Here is a 16,288-nt window from a genome sequence, read left to right as displayed (position 1 = left end):
TGTCCATTTCCGCGGGCGCATAACCATTGTCCACCGAATCGCGGCAACCGCAGGGGTGGCAATCGCTACAAGCTCCAACTCACCTCGTGGCTCCAGGGCGGATCGGCGCCCGGACGGGTGCAAGTGAGGCCGGCGCAATTGGCGGCGAAGGATAGCGCGCGGCGGAGCTCGTCGGCACTGATGTCCTTCAAGGTTTGCCGGGCAATGCGACCCTGCTTGTGCAGAGCGAACAGCAGCGCCGCCTGAAAGCTGTCGCCGGCCCCGATCGTGTCGGCCACCTCGACCTTGGGCGCGGCGACCTCGATCCGTCCTGCGCCCGGGTGCCAGGCGACCGCGCCGTCGTTGCCGCGGGTGATGACGACAAGGCTCGTACCCTGCCCCAGCAACGCGCTCGCGCGTTGTTGATATGGCTCGTCCCCGAAGAGATAGGCGAAATCGACGTCGGACATCTTGATGAGATCGGCGCTGGCAGCGAAGCCGGCCATGCGCGCGAGATAGGCCGGCTTGTCCTTGACCAGATTGGGGCGGCAGTTCGGATCGAAGGAGATGGTTGCTGACGCCCGCGCGTCCGCGACCAATGCCGTCGTCTCCGCTGCGCCCTGATCATTGACCAGCGTGGTCGAACCGACATGGAGGGCGTCCACCGCATCGAACGGAATCGTACCTCGCCGGTAGGTCCAGTTCCGCGTCGCGGTCTCGGCATCGTAGAAGGCGTAATGCGACTCGCCGGCGACGATGCGGACGAAAGCCAGCGTGGTCTGGTGATCACTGCGGGTAGCGAGATCGAGGCCGACGTTGGAGACGGTGGCATGATCTGCGATCATGCGGCCGAATAAGTCGGTCGAGATGCCTCCGACGAAACTTGTCGGCGCCCCCAGCCGCGCCATGCCGATGGCCACGTTGAGGCAGGCGCCGCCGACCGCGGGCATTACCGCTTCACGTCCCTCAGTGCTTCGCGTCGGCACGAAATCGATCAGCGCATCGCCACAGGCAATCAGCATCCGTTTCAACCCCTCGCGATGTCGCTCATCGCCGCGCGGCTGCCGCGGTCGACGTTGCGTAGCAGCTTGTAGACCTCGCGCTTGCGGGCGTGAAACGCCGCCATATCGGGAGCGGTCGGCTCGCTCTTGCGTCCCAACGCCGACATTTTTGCCATGGTCTCGCCGATCGAGGCATAGGCGCCGCCGGCCACTGCGCCGAGCATCGCGGCACCCAGCAGCACCGGCTCCTTGGTCTGCGGCAGCGCGACCGTGAGGCCGGTCGTATCGGCCATGATCTGGCGCACCAGCGGGCTACGGCTGGCCCCACCGCCCATGATCATGATGCTGGAGCGAACGCCATGCGCGGCAAAGGCCTCGATCACCTCGGCGAGCCCATAGGCGAGCCCGCAGAGGCCGGCGACGAATAGCCGCTCCATCGAAGCGATGTCGGTGTCGAGATCGAGACCGGCGATCACCGCGCGCGTGTCAGGATCAGCGTAGGGCGAACGGTTGCCGATGAATTCGGGAAGCACATGCACGTCACGCGCGAGCAGCGCGGCGCGGCTGGCATCGCCTGCGCGCGCGATGATGCGGCGCTCGAGGAAGTCGATGAGGTCGAGGCGCTCGTTACGCGCCGCCGCGCTCGCCTCGCCAAAACCCGGATGCGACTTGAGGAGGTGATCGATCGCGGCGCCCGCGGCCGACTGGCCACCCTCGTTGAGCCATAAGTCCGGCACCATGCCGGAGTAGTAAGGTCCCCATACGCCGGGCACGAAACAGGGTTCCTTCGTGGTCGCCATGATGCAGGCCGATGTCCCCATGATGTAGGCGAGGCGATCGCATGCGTCTGCTGCTCCGCCCGAGCCGTCGCGGCCGCCGATCGCACCGATGCCGCCCGCATGCGCGTCGATCAGCGACGCCCCGACCGGCGTGCCCGGCGACAGGCCCAGTTCGGCCGCCGCGGCGGGCGTGAGACCGGCACCGAGCCGCGTGCCGGGGGCGACCATCTCGGTGCCAATGCGCGCGCATGTCTCGCTGACGAAGTCCGACAGGCCAATGCGCTTGAAGAATGGCGCGCTCCAGCCGCCATCATGTGCGAGGTAGTTCCACTTGCAGGTGACGGTGCAAGTCGAGCGCTGGAGCGAGCCGGTCGCGCGCCAGGCCAGATAATCAGCCAGATCGAAGAAGTAACCAGCGGCGTCGAAACTCGCCCGAAGATGCCGCTTCAGCCAAAGCAGCTTCGGCATCTGCATCTCGGGCGAGATCGAGCCGCCGACATAGCGCAGCACGGCATCCTCGGTCTCGTTGATCAGCCTCGCCTCGGCGGTGGCGCGGTGGTCCATCCAGACGATGACGTTGCGCTGCTTATCCCCGGAGCCACTGACCGTGAGTGGCTCGCCTTGCCTATCGAGGACGACTAGGGAACAGGTGGCATCGAAACCGATGCCACGGACGCTATCGGGCGTGATGCCAGCTTCCGTCATCGCCGCGCGTACCGATGTCGCGCAGGCGTCCCAGATGTCCTGGGACGACTGCTCAACGATATCGCCGGCCTCGTGCCAGGTCCGGATCGGATGTCGCGCCAGAGCGAGCAGCGTGCCCGCTTCGTCAAACACCCCTGCCCGCGTGCTTGTGGTCCCTACATCGACGCCGATATACGCTCGCGGCATTGTCGCTCCCGGTCGCTTCGTCAGCTTTGACGCAAGCCTACCAGCAAGTGTAGCCGCCATCCACCAGCACGATGCTGCCGGTCATCAGGCTTGCGGCCTCGGACGAGAGGAACAGCACGACGGAGGCGATCTCCTCGACCTGCCCCATCCGCGCCATCGGGGTTCCGCCGATCCAGGCGTCGTACATTTTCGGATTGCTCTTCACGAAGGCGTTCAGCGGCGTTTCGATATAGGTCGGCGCCACCGCGTTGACGCGGATGCCGCGTGCGCCCCATTCGGCGGCGAGCGACTTGGTGAGATGGTGCACACCGGCCTTGGAGGCGTTGTAGAAGCACTGCTCCTGCGGCTTGTTGACGATGAAGCCAGACATCGAGCCGACATTGACGATGGCACCGCTTCTAGCCTTCAACATGTGCTTGCCGAACTCGCGGCAGCACCAGAAGGTGCCGTTGAGGTTGACGTCGATGACGTTGAGCCAGTGCTCGTCGGTGACGGTCTCGGCCGGCGTCTCGCTGCGCGCGATGCCGGCATTGTTGACGAGGATGTCGACCTTGCCGTGGCGGGCGACGAGGTCGTTTGCGACCTCCGCGACGCGCTTGGTATCGGTGACGTCCATGATCGCGGTCTCGATGTCGTAGCCCTTGGCCTTCAGGGTGGCTTTGGCGCTGTCGGCGACCTTGCTGTCGCGATCACCGATCACGACCCTGGCGCCGGCCTCAGCCAGCGCTTCGGCGCAAGCAAGGCCAATGCCCTGCCCGCCGCCGGTGATGAACGCGCTCTTGCCGTTCAGCTTGAATTTGTCCAGGTACATGATCGTCTTCCCGTTTTCTTGCCGTTTCTTGTTAGCTTCGAAGCGCCTTGCCGCCATCGTCGAAGCGGTGGATGCGCGCGGGGTCCGGCACCAGCGACACGCGATCACCGGCGTGCAGGCTCAATTCGCCGATGTAGCGCGCCGTCAGCATGCCGAGCGAACCGGCGTCGACGTAGAGAAAGGTATCGCTGCCGAGATGCTCGGCGACTGCGATCGTTCCTTGCCAGCCGCCGGCGCCGTCGCGCTCGATCTTGAGGTGCTCGGGACGCACGCCAATGGTCGCCGCGCCTTGCTGCTTGGCGAGCTCGCCGGTTACGAAATTCATCTTGGGCGAGCCGATGAAGCCGGCGACAAAGAGATTGGCCGGCCGCTCATAGAGCTCCAGCGGTGAGCCATATTGCTCGATCTTGCCGCCGTTGAGCACGACAATCTTGTCGGCCATGGTCATGGCCTCGACCTGATCGTGGGTGACGTAGATCGCGGTGGTGCCGAGCTGCTTCTGGAGCCGCGTCACCTCGATGCGCATCTGCACACGCAGCGCTGCATCGAGGTTCGAGAGCGGCTCGTCGAACAGGAACGCCTTGGGCTCGCGGACGATGGCGCGGCCAATCGCGACGCGCTGGCGCTGGCCGCCGGAGAGCTCGCGCGGCTTGCGGTCGAGATAGGGCGTGAGATTCAGCGTCGCGGCTGCGGCCTCGACCTTGCGGTTGATCTCCTCCTTCGGCAGCCCCGCCATCTTCAGGCCGAAGCCGATATTGCCGCGCACGCTCATATGCGGATAGAGCGCATAGGACTGGAACACCATTGAGAGCCCGCGCTTGGCGGGCGGCGTGTCGACCACGTTCTTGCCGTCGATCAGGATCTTGCCGCCGGAGACGTCCTCGAGCCCGGCAATTAGCCGCAAGAGCGTGGTCTTGCCGCAGCCGGAGGGACCGACGAACACCACGAAGGAGCCGTCGGCGATGTCCAGATCGGCGCCCTTGATGATGTGCACGGGGCCGAAGGATTTCTGCACGCCCTGAAGTGTGATCTGACCCATGATCCGGCAGCCCCTCTACTTCACCGCGCCGAAGGTGAGCCCGCGCACGAGCTGCTTCTGGCTGAACCAACCGAGGACGAGAATGGGCGCGATCGCCAGCGTGGAGGCCGCCGACAGCTTTGCCCAGAACAGCCCTTCCGGGCTCGAATAGGACGCGATGAACGTGGTGAGCGGCGCGGCGTTCGAGGTCGACAGGTTGAGCGTCCAGAACGCCTCGTTCCAGGCGAGGATCAGGTTGAGCAGCAGCGTCGATGCGAGCCCCGGGATCGCCATCGGCGTCAGCACGTAGACGAGTTCGCGGCCGATGGTGGCGCCGTCCATGCGCGCGGCCTCGAGGATATCGCGCGGGATCTCCTTGAAATAGGTGAACAGCATCCAGATGACGATCGGCAGATTGCCGAGGCAGAGGATGAAGACGAGGCCGATGCGGGAATCGAGCAGGCCGAAGGATTTGTAGATCAGGTAGATCGGCACCAGCACGCCGACCGGCGGCATCATCTTGGTCGAGAGCATCCAGAGCAGGATGTCCTTGGTGCGCTTGGTCGGCGAGAATGCCATCGACCAAGCCGCCGGGATGGCGATCAAAAGCGCAATCAGCGTCGAGCCGCCGGCGATGATGACCGAGTTCATGGCGTGGTGGAAATAGTCGCTGCGCTCCTGCACGGTCGCGTAGTTTTCCGTGGTCCAGTGGAAGAACAGGAAGGACGGCGGGATGGCGAAGGCCTCGAGCTCGGTCTTGAAGCTCGCCAGCACCATCCACAGAATCGGGAAGAAGATCAGAAATCCGAACAGCCAGGCCGCTGCGGTCGATATCGCCACTCGCCGCGTCGTCGCCATCCGTGCCATGTCAGGCCTCCAAATTGCGGCCGACGATGCGGACCAGGAAGAAAGCGACGATGTTGGCGATCGCCACGGCAACGAGGCCGCCCGCGGAGGCGCTGCCGACGTCGAACTGGATCAGCGCCTGCGAATAGATCAGGAAGGCGATATTGGTGGTCTGAAGACCGGGACCCCCGCCAGTGGTGACGAAGATCTCGGCGAACACGGTCAGCAGGAAGATGGTCTCGATCAGGATCACTACCGTGATGGGGCGCGCGAGGTGCGGCAGGGTGATGTAGATGAAGGTCGAGACGGCGCTGGCGCCATCCATCTCGGCAGCTTCCTTCTGCTCCTCGTCGAGCGATTGCAGTGCGGTGAGCAGGATCAGCGTCGCGAACGGCAGCCATTGCCAGGTCACGATCAGGATCACCGCAAACAGCGGCATATCGTTGAACCAGTCGATCGGCGTCAGGCCGAACAGCGAAGCAAGCCAGGCAAACAGTCCCGATACCGGGTGCATCAGCAGATTCTTCCAGACCAGCGCGCTCACCGTGGGCATCACAAAGAACGGCGCGATCACCATCAGCCGGACGAAATTGCGGCCGATCACGGGCTGGTCCATCAGCAGCGCCAGAGGAATGCCGAGCAGGATCGTGAGTGCCAGCACGGAGCCGACCAGCACCAAGGTGTTCTGGAGCGAGGCAAGGAAGGCGGGATCGGTCAGGAAGTAGCGAAAATTTTCCAGGCCGACGAACGATTCCGAGCCGGGATCGAGCAGACTGTAATGCAGCGTCGCGAAATAGATCGTCAGCGCGAGCGGGACGATCATCCAGATGAACAGCAGCCCAACCGCTGGCGTCAGGAGCGAGCGCGCAAGAAATTGCGTCTGCCGGGTTGCCATCCCTGACTTCTCCTTTCGGGGAAGAAAGGCGGCCATCCATCCGGGGATGGGCGGATGGCCGCCAGTTTGAGCTCAGGAGGGAGAGCTCGGGTTCACTTGATGTAGCCGGCGCGCTTCATCTCGCGCTCGGTCGCGGATTGCGCGGCGGTTAGCGCGGCGTCGACCGTCATTGATCCCGAAAGCGCGGCCGAGAACTGCTGGCCCACCTGCGTGCCGATGCCCTGGAATTCGGGGATCGCGGCGTATTGCACGCCGACGTATGGCACTGGTTTCACCGTCGGCTTGTTCGGATCGGCCGCGTCGATCGAGGCCAGCGTCAACTTGGCGAAGGGGGCGACTTTCAGATAATCCTCGTTCTGGTAGAGCGAGGTCCGCGTGCCCGGCGGCACGTTGGCCCAGCCCTCCTTCGACGCGACGAGCTTGGTGTAGTCCTTGCTCGTGGCCCAGGCGATGAACTTCTCGGCCGCTTCCGTCTTCTTGGAGCCGGCGGGGATCGCGAGATTCCAGGCCCATAACCAGTTGGCGTTCTTGCCGAGCCCGGTGTTGGGCGCGAGCGCGAAGCCGACCTTGTCGGCGACCTTGGACTCCTTCGGATTGGTGACGAAAGATGCCGCGACCGTGGCGTCGATCCACATCGCGCACTTGCCGGCGTTGAACAGCGCCAGGTTCTCGTTGAAGCCGTTGGAGCTCGCGCCGGGAGGACCGGCCTCCTTCATGAGATTGACGTAGGTCGTCAGCGTCGCCTTCCATTCCGGCGTGTTGAACTGCGGCTGCCACTTCTCGTCGAACCAGCGCGCGCCATAGGAATTAGCCATGGCCGAGAGGAACGCCATGTTCTCGCCCCAGCCGGCCTTGCCGCGCAGGCAGATGCCGTAGACGCCGGCGCTCTTGTCGGTGAGCTTCTTGGCGGCATCAATCACGAAATCCCAGCTCGGCTTTTCCGGCATCTTCAGGCCGGCCTTCTCGACCAGATCGGTGCGATACATCACCATCGAGCTCTCACCGTAGAACGGCGCGGCGTAAAGCTTGCCGTCGGAGGAGACCGCATCCTTGATCTTCGGCAGCAGGTCGGCGACGTCGTAATCGGCGCCGAGATTGGCCAACGGCACCAGCCAGCCCTTCTTGGCCCAGATCGGCACCTCATAGGTGCCGATGGTCAGCACGTCGAACTGACCGCCCTTGGTGGCGATGTCGGTGGTGACGCGCTGGCGCAGTACGTTCTCCTCTAGCGTCACCCATTTCACGGTGATGTCAGGGTTCTTCTTGGTGAACTCACCCGTCAGCCCCTGCATGCGGATCATGTCGCCATTGTTGACGGTGGCGATGGTCAGGGTCGTTTCGGCCATCGCGGGGATGGCCAGCAGCAGGCAAGACGCGCCGCAGACGGCGCCGAGGACGTGTTTCACGGAGACCTCCCTAGAGTCGCGCTTTTGAGTACATGCCCACGCGTTGGGCATATGTTCAGCGCAAGCAGGCGCAGTTGTCAAGCAGGGCGTGCGGCCCTTCCCGCAACTTATGAGTGCTGCGATGCGGGAGCACCCACGCTGTCATGCCCCGCGAAAGCGGGGCATCCAGTACTCGGTGCGGTTGGTTGGCCCAAGCGGGGCCGCGGCGTGCTGGATCGTCCGCCTTCGCGGACAATGACAGCGGTGTGGTTGAGAGACTTCCCGCCTCGTGCGCACGCCGAAAGCGCAAACGCCCTACCGCTCCAAGATCGCCCTTGCCGTCGCCTCGTCCGTGATCAGGCCGTTGATCAATCGCCCGTTCATCGCGGCCGCGATCGCCGGCACCTTGGCGGCGCCGATCGCGGCGCCGATCGTCGTGGTCTTGGCCGGGACTTCCGGCGGGATGCTGGTCAGGCGCTTGTTGGTGCCGGATTTGAGCAGGCGACCGTTGGAATCATAGGCCCAGCCGGTGATCTCGCCGATGGCACCTAACCGCATCATCTCGAACAATTCATCGCGGGTGACGAAGCCATCGACATGGACCTGCGCCTTCTGGTCCATCTGGCCGATGCCGACGAGGCGAAGGTCCGCCTTGGCCGCGACCGCCTTCACCTTGGCGATCGGCTCGATGCGGACCATCTTGTTGCGCTCGTCCTCGGACGACATCAGGAACGGCAACGGCATCGGATAATGCCGCGCGCCGGTGCGGTCGGCGAGCCGGCCGACGGTGTCGTAGAAGCTCGCCGAGCCGTCGGCGGAGATGTTGCCGACCAGCGAGACGATCTGATGATTGGGCCGGTCAATCGGCGTAACGCGCTCGACCGCGGCGCGCACCGCCCGTCCGGTGCCGAGTGCGACGATGACCGGCGTCTCCGAGCGCAGCGTGGAATCGAGCAGGTTGGCGCAACGCTCGGCGATGCCCGCGGTAGCCTGCGGCGCCGCAGGGTCGGCCGGCACCACCTCGCAATGAACCAGATCAAAGCGCTGCTTCAGGCGCGCCGCCAGTTCCATGCAGGCGGCGATGGGATGCTCGAGCCGAAACGTGATCAGCCGCTCGGCGAGGCAGAGCGAGACCAGCCGCTGCGCCGAGGCACGCGAGACCTGGAGCATCTTTGCGATCTCGTCCTGGGTATGACCGGCAATGAAATAGAGCCAGCCGGCGCGCGCGGCGTCGTCGAGCCTCGATTTCTCATTCTCGGCGGCCATGGCAGGCGTCAGACGTCCTTCCAGAAATCGCTCATGCGCTCGAAGACCCGATCGGCCCCGGCGCCCGACAATATAGCCTGCCCGTCCCGGGTGCTGTAATGGCCTCCGCCAACAAATCCCCAGACAGTCATGCCCGCCGCCTTGCCCGCCTGCACGCCGCTGACGCTGTCCTCTATCACCAATGTGCGCGCGGGCGGTATGCGCATCTTCTCGGCCGCGTGGAGGAAAAGGTCGGGCGCCGGTTTGCCGCGCTTGACCATCTGCGCCGTGTAGATGCGATCGTCGAACAGCGGCTTGAGGCCGGTGACGTCGAGCGAGAGCGATACGCGGTCGATATCGCTCGACGAGGCCACGCAGAACGGCACCGTCAGGTCCGACAGCACCGCCCCAACCCCGGGGATCGGTTCGAGCGAGGCGGCAAACGTCTCGAGCACGCGCGACTTCAATCGCGGCAGGAAGCCGTGCGGCACGGTTTGCCCGAGATCGTGATAATGCTGCTCGATCGCCTTGGTGCTCCGCCCGAGAAAGAGTTCGAGCGCCTGCGCCTCACTGAGCGCGAAGCCGGATTCGGCCAGCACTTCGGACAGGCAGCGGCAGCTCAACAGCTCGCTGTCGACGAGCACGCCGTCGCAGTCGAAGATGATCAGATCGGGTTTCAGCCGGCCCTGGTGCATCCAGCCATTCGATCATATACCCAACTGACGAGCAATAGCTCAGCTGGGGCAAGCCCTCGCGGCGCGGTCTGCGCCTCAATGCGCCACCTGCCGGTCGATCGCCGGCAACGCTTGATGTTGCCGAGGATACGCAGCCGCCGCGGCGGAACAGCGTCGGCAAGTAGGATTGCGCCAATTGCGCCACCCAGATCATGGTATCACCAGAGCGCTTTGGCTCACTGCCCGAACGCGGTAAGGTTCGCGACCGCACACGACCCAATGAGTTTGCCATGCCTGAGATCATCAATCTTGGTGCGCTGCAGCTAATCTTTCTGCGGAGCAAGGACGACACCGACGGCAGCCTCGATCTGTTCGAAATGACCCTCCAACCGAACGCGCGCATGCCGATCCCTCACTATCACGATCGCTGGGACGAAACGATCTATGGACTCAGCGGCATCTCGACCTGGCGGATCGACGGAACGGAGGTCGACGTGGCGCCGGGCGAGACCGCGTTCATCAAGCGCGGCGTCGTGCACAGCTTCACCAACCGTTCACCCCGGCCGGCGACCTGCCTGTGCACACTCACCCCCGGCGTGCTGGGCCCGCAATACTTCAAGGAAATGGCGGCCCTGCTCACCGCCGGTACACCCGATCCGGCAAAGATGAAGGAGACGATGCTGCGCTACGGATTGGTACCGGTGCTGCAGTCCTGACCGACCGCGAGAATTGGTGGGCATGGGCGCTTTGGCGCCATTTGCCCACTCTACGTTCTTCGCCGCGAGCTTACCGCCGCTGATTGTACACGTCGATGCACACCGCCCCGAGCAGCACCAGGCCCTTGATGACCTGCTGGTAGTCGATACCGATGCCGAGGATCGACATGCCGTTGTTCATCACACCCATGATCATGGCGCCGACCACGGCACCGCCGACGCGGCCCACCCCGCCATAGGCTGAGGCGCCGCCGATGAAGCAGGCGGCAATGACGTCGAGCTCGAAGCCGAGGCCGGCCTTCGGGGTCGCGGTGTTGAGGCGCGCGGCGAAGACGAGGCCGGCGAGCGCGGCGAGCACGCCCATGTTGACGAAGGTGAGGAAGGTCAGCCGCTCGGTCTTGATGCCCGACAGGCTCGCCGCCTTGGCGTTGCCGCCGACGGCATAGATCTGCCGGCCGATCACGGTGCGCCGGGTCACGAAGCCGTAGAGCGCGATCAACGCCGTCATGATGACCAGCACATTCGGCAGGCCGCGATGCGAGGCGATCAGATAGGTGAAATAGAGCACGGCGCAGGCCAAGAGAACGCTCTTGCCCAGGAAGAACGCATAAGGTTCGACCTCAATGCCATGCAATTGCTCGCGCGACCGTCCCTTGGCGCTGGCATAGACCAGGCCGAGCGCGAGCACCGCACCGATCAGCATGGAGGTCGGATGCAGCGTGCCGGCCTCCGGAAGCAGTTCAGGAATGAACCCCGACGACAATTTCTGGAAGGTCGCCGGGAACGGTCCAAGCGACTGGCCCTGCAAGACCGCGAGCGCGAGGCCCTTGAACACCAGCATGCCCGCCAAGGTGACGATGAAGGACGGGATCTTGAAATAGGCCACCCAATAGCCCTGCGCCGCGCCGATGGCGGCGCCAATCAGGAGGCAGGCAATGAAGGCGAGCGTGTAGTCGATCTTGTAGGTCACCATGAGCACGGCGGCCACCGCGCCGATGAAGCCCGCGACCGAGCCGACCGAAAGGTCGATATGGCCGGTGACGATCACCAGCAGCATGCCCAGCGCCATGATGACGATGTAGCTGTTCTGGAGCACCAGATTGGTCAGGTTGAGCGGCTGGAGCAGCGTGCCGCCAGTGACGACCTGGAAGAACAGCATGATCGCGACCAGCGAGATCAGCATGCCGTAGCTGCGCAAGTTGTTCTTGATGAAGCTGCCGTGCCGGCGCTCCTCGGGCAGCGACACCGTCTTGTCGGTCATGGCTGCGATCCTCCAATCTCCGCGGCCGCACGAGCGCCGCTCCCGTTGCTTCTCTTATTGCGCATGATGGCGCGCATGATCTTTTCCTGCGTCGCCTCGGATCCCTGGAATTCCCCGACAAAGGCGCCGTCGTTCATGACGCAGATGCGATCGCAGATGCCGAGCAGCTCGGGCATTTCCGAGGAGATCACGACGACGCCGCGACCGGCTTCCGCCAGTTCGTTGATGATACAGTAAATCTCGTACTTGGCACCGACGTCGATGCCCCGCGTCGGTTCGTCCAGGATCAGCACCTTCGGATCGGTCATCAGCCATTTCGACAGCACCACTTTCTGCTGATTGCCGCCGGAGAGCTGGCCTGTCTCCTGGTAGACGTCGGAGCAGCGGATCCGCATCCGGCTGCGGTAGTCGCTGGCGACCTTGAGCTCGGCGATGTCGTCGATCACACGGCCGGGCGCGACCTGGTCGAGGCTCGCCAGCGTGATGTTCTTGCGAACGTCGTCGGCGAGGATGAGGCCGAGCTGCTTGCGATCCTCGGTGACATAGGCAAGGCCGGCATCGATCGCGGCCGCGACGCTCGGCAGCGTCATCTCCCTGCCCTCGAGCCGGAGGCTGCCGCTGATGGTGGTGCCCCAGGAGCGGCCGAACAGGCTCATGGCGAATTCAGTGCGGCCGGCTCCCATCAGGCCGGCGATGCCCACGACCTCGCCTCGCTTGACACTGAAATTGACGTTCTTGATCACCTTCCGCTCGGGATGGACGGGATGATAGACCGACCAGTTCTCGACGGTGAGCACGGGTTCGCCGATCTTCGCGCTGCGCTCCGGAAAGCGATGGGCAAGATCGCGGTTGACCATGCTGCGGATGATGCGATCCTCCTGGATCGCCTCGGCATGGCAATCGATGCTGTCGACCGTGCGGCCGTCGCGCAGCACAGTGATGTGGTCGGCGACCCTTGCGACCTCGTTCAGCTTGTGCGAGATCAGGATCGAGCCGATACCCTGCTCGCGAAATGTCATCAGCCGTTCGAGCAGCGCGGCGCTGTCGGCCTCATTGAGGCTCGCGGTCGGCTCGTCCAGGATCAGCATCCGCACCCGTTTGGACAGCGCCTTCGCGATCTCGACCAGCTGCTGCTTGCCAACGCCGAGATCGGTGATCAGCGTATCCGGCGATTCCTTCAAGCCAACCTGCGCAAGCAGTTCCCGCGTGCGCCGGTAGACCTCGTCGCGATCGATCACCCCCAACTTCGACGGCGGATGCGACAGGAAGATGTTCTCGGCGATCGACATCAGCGGAATCAGCGCCAGCTCCTGATGGATGATGATGATGCCAAGCGCCTCGGAATCGTTGATGTCGCGGAAGCGCCGCTCCTCGCCCTCGAAGACGATGGTGCCCTCGTAGCTGCCGTGCGGATAGACCCCGCTCAGCACTTTCATCAGCGTCGACTTGCCGGCGCCGTTCTCGCCCACGAGCGCGTGGATCTGCCCGGCGTGAACCGAGAAATTGACGTCGCGCAGCGCCTGAACACCGGCAAAGCTCTTGCTGACGTTGCGCATCTCCAGCATGGCGGTCATCGGATAGTGTCCTTGGAAAGTTCACCGTCGTTCCGGGGCGCCCAAAGGGCGAACCCGGAACCTCGAGATTCCGGGTACGATGCTTCGCATCGCCCCGGAATGACTGAGCAAGACAAGCCTACTGGAACTGCGACTTCTTGTAGTAGCCGCTGTCGACCAGCACCTTCTCCCAATTGTCCTTGTAGACCACGACCGGCTTAAGCAGATAGGACGGCACCGTCTTGACGCCGTTCTCGTAGGTCTTGGTGTCATTGACGGTGACCTGCTTGCCGGCGAGCGCCGCGTCGACCATGTCGGCCGTCACCTTGGCGAGGTCGCGGGTGTCCTTGAAGATGGTCGAATACTGGTCGCCGCGCAGCATCGCCTTGATCGAGGGCACCTCGGCGTCCTGGCCGGAGATGATGGGCATCGGCTGGTCCGCGCTGCCGTACCCGACGCCCTTCAGCGAGGAGATGATGCCGATCGAGATGCCATCATAGGGCGACAGCACGGCATTGATCTTCTTGTTGCCGTAATAGGCGCTGAGCAGATTGTCCATGCGGGCCTGCGCGGTGGCGCCATCCCAGCGCAGCGTCGCCACCTTGTCCATGCCCATCTGGCCGGAGACGACGACGAGCTTGCCGCTATCGATATAGGGCTTCAGAACGCTCATGGCGCCGTTGTAGAAGAAGTAGGCGTTGTTATCGTCGGGCGAGCCGCCGAACAGCTCGATGTTGAAGGGTCCCTTGCCTTCCTTGAGGCCGAGCCCCTGCTCGATCGACTGCGCCTGGAGCACGCCCACCTGGAAATTGTCGAAGGTCGCGTAGTAGTCGACATCCGGCGTGCCGCGGATCAGGCGGTCATAGGCGATCACGGTGATGCCCTTGGCTTTGGCCTGCTTGAGCACGTCGGACAGCGTGGTGCCGTCGATCGCGGCGATCACCAGCGCCTTCGCGCCCTTGGTCACCATGTTCTCGACCTGCGAGAGCTGGTTCGGAATGTCATCCTCGGCATATTGCAGGTCGGTGCTGTAGCCGCGCTCCTTCAGCACCTTGACCATGTTGTTGCCGTCGTCGATCCAACGCGCCGAGGATTTGGTCGGCATGGCGATGCCGACTGTCGCCTTCTGAGCAAAGGCGGCGACGCCTGTGGCCATCGTGGCAGCGCCGGCCAGCGCGAGCGCGAGGAATGTCGTCTTCAGTTTCAGCATGTTTCACTCCCTTTGGGTGTCAGACTGTTCTTTCGTTTCGAGGACAGATGTCGGTTGCTTTGGGTCTCCTATGCGAGCTTGACGTCGGGCTCCGCGCGACCGCGCGCGGACGCCTTCAGCAGAAAGGTGTGGCCTGCTTGCGGATCGGCAGCACGCGTCGCCGTGTCCATGTCCTGCCAGGCGGAGGTGACGAGGAGACGCGACAGATCGGGGCCGACGAAAGCCGGGCAACTCGCCTGCCTTGCCGGCACGCTGAGTGAGCGCAGGCGCTCGCCCTGCGGAGAGTAAACATCGATGCGGCCCGCGCCCCAGCAGGCGTTCCAGATCTGCCCGTCGGCGTCGCACACCGAGCCGTCGAGGCCGCCGATGCCGGTGTGGCGCAGCAGCACCTCCGGCTCGCCGCGCGGCAGGCCGGTCCCGGGATTGAGCGGCACGGCGTAGAGCACGGCCCGCGCGCTGTCGGCGAAATAGCCAATAGCGCCGTCCGGCGAGAAGCAGATCGAGTTGGGAATGCTGATGCGGGGGAACAGCAGCGAGATCTTGCCGCGATGAAACGCGTAGATCGCGCCCGCCTCCGGCTCCGCCTTGCGGCCCATGGTGCCGATCCAGAACGTGCCGGACTGATGCACCCGCGCGTCATTGGAGCGCGTCGTCGGATTGTGGGCTTCGAGCGGGCAGAGCAGCGTCATCGTGCCGTGAGCGAGCTCGCGGACGTAGAGGCCGTCTTCCGCGATGATCAACTGACGCTCGGCGTCGATCCTGCCGAGCGCACTCGCCATCCGGCCGAGCGCATGGACGCGGACGCCACCTCCGCCGAGCTGCGCCTCAAACAGCAGCCCTTCGCGGATGTCGAACCACCAGGCCGTGTCGGTGGTCGCGTCATAGGTTGGCCCCTCGCCGAGATGGCAAGGGTGATCCGAGAGCACAGACGTCGGCACCTCTTCCATCATGGCGTCCTCACCGAAAAGCGATAGAGCGTGTGATGGCGATAGACCTCGCCAGGTGAGAGCCGCGGGCTCGGGAAATCCGGCCGGTTCGGCGCGTCAGGCCAGATGTGCGGCTCCAGGCACATCGCGTCCGACTGCCGGACGAGCTTGCCACCCTTCCCGGAGATCGTGCCATCGAGATAATTGCCGGAATAGACCTGCAGGCCGGGCTGATCGGTGAACAACTCCATGATGCGCCCCGAGTCCGGCGCCTCCAGCCGGGCCGCGAAAGCAAGCTTGCCGTCACGCGCGAGACAGTACGTGTGATCGTAGCCTCTGCCGTTGCGCAATTGCTGATTGCTCTCGCGGATGCGCTCGCCGACCGGCCGTGCTTCGCGGAAGTCGAACGGCGTGCCGGCAACGCGACGCGGCGGCTCCGGCAGCGGAATGGCGGTGGGATCAATCGCAAGAAAATGCTCGGCGGCGACCGTCAGCTCATGATCAAGGACGGGCGTACCCGACGTCGCACCCTCCAGATTGAAGAAGCTATGGTTGGTGAGGTTGACGATCGTCGGCCGATCCGTGCGGGCCTCCATGCTCAGCGATAGCTCGGTCGGACCGGTGATGCGATAGGTCAGACGCACATCGAGCCGGCCCGGATAATTTTCTTCGCCATGCGGGCTGACATAGGTGAGCGTCACCGCGGGCTCGGCGCTCTCGTTGATCTCCGCGATCTCCCAGAGCTTGCGGTCGAAGCCATCGACGCCACCGTGCAGCGCATTAGGGCAGTTGTTGACGGCGAGCTGCACAGTCTCGCCGTCAAGCGGGAACTGCCCGTTGGCGATGCGGTTGGCGTAGCGGCCGACCGTGGCGCCGAGGAACTTTCGTTCGGCGAGATAACCGGCGAAGGCATCGTGGCCGAGCACGACATCGTCATAGCCGCCCTTAGCGTCCGGCGCGATCAACGCCTGGATCACCGCGCCGTGGGTGATGATGCGCGCTTCGAAGCCGCCCTCCCCGCGCAGCACGACGCGTTCGACCGCGCGACCATCCGGCAGTGCTCCGAAAACGTCTCTTGTGATTCGCGAGCCAGCCATT

15 protein-coding genes are annotated in these 16,288 nt (G+C 64.3%); 1 reads left to right on the top strand and 14 read right to left on the bottom strand.

Going from position 1 to position 16,288, the window contains the following annotated elements; translation table 11 throughout:
• Positions 1-65: 65 nt before the first annotated feature.
• From IVB01_RS08705 to IVB01_RS08665, 9 genes are all read right to left on the bottom strand, one after another.
• Positions 66-1,001 carry a carbohydrate kinase gene (locus tag IVB01_RS08705; RefSeq protein ID WP_247278214.1) on the bottom strand — a complete coding sequence of 312 codons (936 nt, stop codon included), beginning with the start codon at positions 999-1,001 and terminating at the stop codon, positions 66-68.
• A 5-nt stretch (positions 1,002-1,006) separates the two neighbouring features.
• Positions 1,007-2,650, bottom strand: a complete 1,644-nt coding sequence (locus IVB01_RS08700) for an FGGY-family carbohydrate kinase (protein ID WP_247415377.1) — start codon at positions 2,648-2,650, stop codon at positions 1,007-1,009.
• 37 nt (positions 2,651-2,687) lie between these two features.
• The gene (locus IVB01_RS08695) at positions 2,688-3,461 is read right to left on the bottom strand and encodes an SDR family oxidoreductase (RefSeq protein ID WP_247278215.1); all 774 of its coding nucleotides are present in this window, start codon (positions 3,459-3,461) and stop codon (positions 2,688-2,690) included.
• Between the two features lie 31 nt (positions 3,462-3,492).
• Positions 3,493-4,500 (bottom strand): ABC transporter ATP-binding protein, encoded by a 1,008-nt coding sequence (locus tag IVB01_RS08690; RefSeq protein WP_247278216.1) that lies wholly within the window; start codon positions 4,498-4,500, stop codon positions 3,493-3,495.
• A 15-nt stretch (positions 4,501-4,515) separates the two neighbouring features.
• Positions 4,516-5,346 (bottom strand): carbohydrate ABC transporter permease, encoded by an 831-nt coding sequence (locus IVB01_RS08685; RefSeq protein WP_247278217.1) that lies wholly within the window; start codon positions 5,344-5,346, stop codon positions 4,516-4,518.
• Position 5,347: 1 nt separating this feature from the next.
• On the bottom strand, positions 5,348-6,220 hold the full coding sequence (locus IVB01_RS08680) for a sugar ABC transporter permease (RefSeq protein ID WP_247278218.1): 873 nt from the start codon (positions 6,218-6,220) through the stop codon (positions 5,348-5,350).
• A 92-nt stretch (positions 6,221-6,312) separates the two neighbouring features.
• The gene (locus tag IVB01_RS08675) at positions 6,313-7,566 is read right to left on the bottom strand and encodes a sugar ABC transporter substrate-binding protein (RefSeq protein ID WP_247278272.1); all 1,254 of its coding nucleotides are present in this window, start codon (positions 7,564-7,566) and stop codon (positions 6,313-6,315) included.
• A 354-nt stretch (positions 7,567-7,920) separates the two neighbouring features.
• Complete coding sequence (locus IVB01_RS08670; protein ID WP_247278219.1) at positions 7,921-8,871, bottom strand: sugar-binding domain-containing protein; 951 nt, start codon at positions 8,869-8,871, stop codon at positions 7,921-7,923.
• An 8-nt stretch (positions 8,872-8,879) separates the two neighbouring features.
• Entirely contained in the window at positions 8,880-9,545 is a 666-nt protein-coding gene (locus IVB01_RS08665; RefSeq protein ID WP_247278220.1) for an HAD family hydrolase, read from the bottom strand.
• A 269-nt stretch (positions 9,546-9,814) separates the two neighbouring features.
• Here IVB01_RS08665 and IVB01_RS08660 point away from each other — a divergent pair, with 269 nt between their 5' ends.
• Positions 9,815-10,240: a cupin domain-containing protein gene (locus IVB01_RS08660; protein ID WP_247278221.1), complete on the top strand. Its 426-nt coding sequence runs from the start codon at positions 9,815-9,817 to the stop codon at positions 10,238-10,240.
• 70 nt (positions 10,241-10,310) lie between these two features.
• Here IVB01_RS08660 and mmsB read toward each other — a convergent pair whose 3' ends face one another.
• From mmsB to IVB01_RS08635, 5 genes are all read right to left on the bottom strand, one after another.
• Entirely contained in the window at positions 10,311-11,501 is a 1,191-nt protein-coding gene (gene mmsB, locus IVB01_RS08655; RefSeq protein WP_247278222.1) for a multiple monosaccharide ABC transporter permease, read from the bottom strand.
• On the bottom strand, positions 11,498-13,075 hold the full coding sequence (mmsA, locus tag IVB01_RS08650) for a multiple monosaccharide ABC transporter ATP-binding protein (RefSeq protein ID WP_247278223.1): 1,578 nt from the start codon (positions 13,073-13,075) through the stop codon (positions 11,498-11,500). The genes mmsB and mmsA overlap by 4 nt, the downstream gene beginning before the upstream one ends.
• A 118-nt stretch (positions 13,076-13,193) precedes the next feature.
• Positions 13,194-14,264: a multiple monosaccharide ABC transporter substrate-binding protein gene (chvE, locus tag IVB01_RS08645; protein WP_247278224.1), complete on the bottom strand. Its 1,071-nt coding sequence runs from the start codon at positions 14,262-14,264 to the stop codon at positions 13,194-13,196.
• Positions 14,265-14,332: 68 nt separating this feature from the next.
• Positions 14,333-15,211, bottom strand: a complete 879-nt coding sequence (locus tag IVB01_RS08640; protein ID WP_247278273.1) for an SMP-30/gluconolactonase/LRE family protein — start codon at positions 15,209-15,211, stop codon at positions 14,333-14,335.
• The gene (locus tag IVB01_RS08635) at positions 15,211-16,287 is read right to left on the bottom strand and encodes an aldose epimerase family protein (protein ID WP_247278225.1); all 1,077 of its coding nucleotides are present in this window, start codon (positions 16,285-16,287) and stop codon (positions 15,211-15,213) included. Before IVB01_RS08635 ends, IVB01_RS08640 begins: the two co-directional genes overlap by 1 nt.
• Position 16,288 lies beyond the last annotated feature (1 nt).

Origin of the sequence: Bradyrhizobium sp. 164, assembly GCF_023073715.1 — a bacterium.
In the GTDB taxonomy this organism is placed as follows: domain Bacteria; phylum Pseudomonadota; class Alphaproteobacteria; order Rhizobiales; family Xanthobacteraceae; genus Bradyrhizobium.
Note: the sequence above shows the minus strand (reverse complement) of the source record. Positions and strands in the feature narration are given on the sequence as shown.

What these genes read in the sequence shown, in the direction of transcription:
- IVB01_RS08705 (WP_247278214.1), bottom strand. Translation starts at nt 1,001, where the DNA reads ATGCTGATTGCCTGTGGCGATGCGCTGATCGATTTCGTGCCGACGCGA.
- IVB01_RS08700 (WP_247415377.1), bottom strand. Translation starts at nt 2,650, where the DNA reads ATGCCGCGAGCGTATATCGGCGTCGATGTAGGGACCACAAGCACGCGG.
- IVB01_RS08695 (WP_247278215.1), bottom strand. Translation starts at nt 3,461, where the DNA reads ATGTACCTGGACAAATTCAAGCTGAACGGCAAGAGCGCGTTCATCACC.
- IVB01_RS08690 (WP_247278216.1), bottom strand. Translation starts at nt 4,500, where the DNA reads ATGGGTCAGATCACACTTCAGGGCGTGCAGAAATCCTTCGGCCCCGTG.
- IVB01_RS08685 (WP_247278217.1), bottom strand. Translation starts at nt 5,346, where the DNA reads ATGGCACGGATGGCGACGACGCGGCGAGTGGCGATATCGACCGCAGCG.
- IVB01_RS08680 (WP_247278218.1), bottom strand. Translation starts at nt 6,220, where the DNA reads ATGGCAACCCGGCAGACGCAATTTCTTGCGCGCTCGCTCCTGACGCCA.
- IVB01_RS08675 (WP_247278272.1), bottom strand. Translation starts at nt 7,566, where the DNA reads ATGGCCGAAACGACCCTGACCATCGCCACCGTCAACAATGGCGACATG.
- IVB01_RS08670 (WP_247278219.1), bottom strand. Translation starts at nt 8,871, where the DNA reads ATGGCCGCCGAGAATGAGAAATCGAGGCTCGACGACGCCGCGCGCGCC.
- IVB01_RS08665 (WP_247278220.1), bottom strand. Translation starts at nt 9,545, where the DNA reads ATGCACCAGGGCCGGCTGAAACCCGATCTGATCATCTTCGACTGCGAC.
- IVB01_RS08660 (WP_247278221.1), top strand. Translation starts at nt 9,815, where the DNA reads ATGCCTGAGATCATCAATCTTGGTGCGCTGCAGCTAATCTTTCTGCGG.
- mmsB (WP_247278222.1), bottom strand. Translation starts at nt 11,501, where the DNA reads ATGACCGACAAGACGGTGTCGCTGCCCGAGGAGCGCCGGCACGGCAGC.
- mmsA (WP_247278223.1), bottom strand. Translation starts at nt 13,075, where the DNA reads ATGACCGCCATGCTGGAGATGCGCAACGTCAGCAAGAGCTTTGCCGGT.
- chvE (WP_247278224.1), bottom strand. Translation starts at nt 14,264, where the DNA reads ATGCTGAAACTGAAGACGACATTCCTCGCGCTCGCGCTGGCCGGCGCT.
- IVB01_RS08640 (WP_247278273.1), bottom strand. Translation starts at nt 15,211, where the DNA reads ATGGAAGAGGTGCCGACGTCTGTGCTCTCGGATCACCCTTGCCATCTC.
- IVB01_RS08635 (WP_247278225.1), bottom strand. Translation starts at nt 16,287, where the DNA reads ATGGCTGGCTCGCGAATCACAAGAGACGTTTTCGGAGCACTGCCGGAT.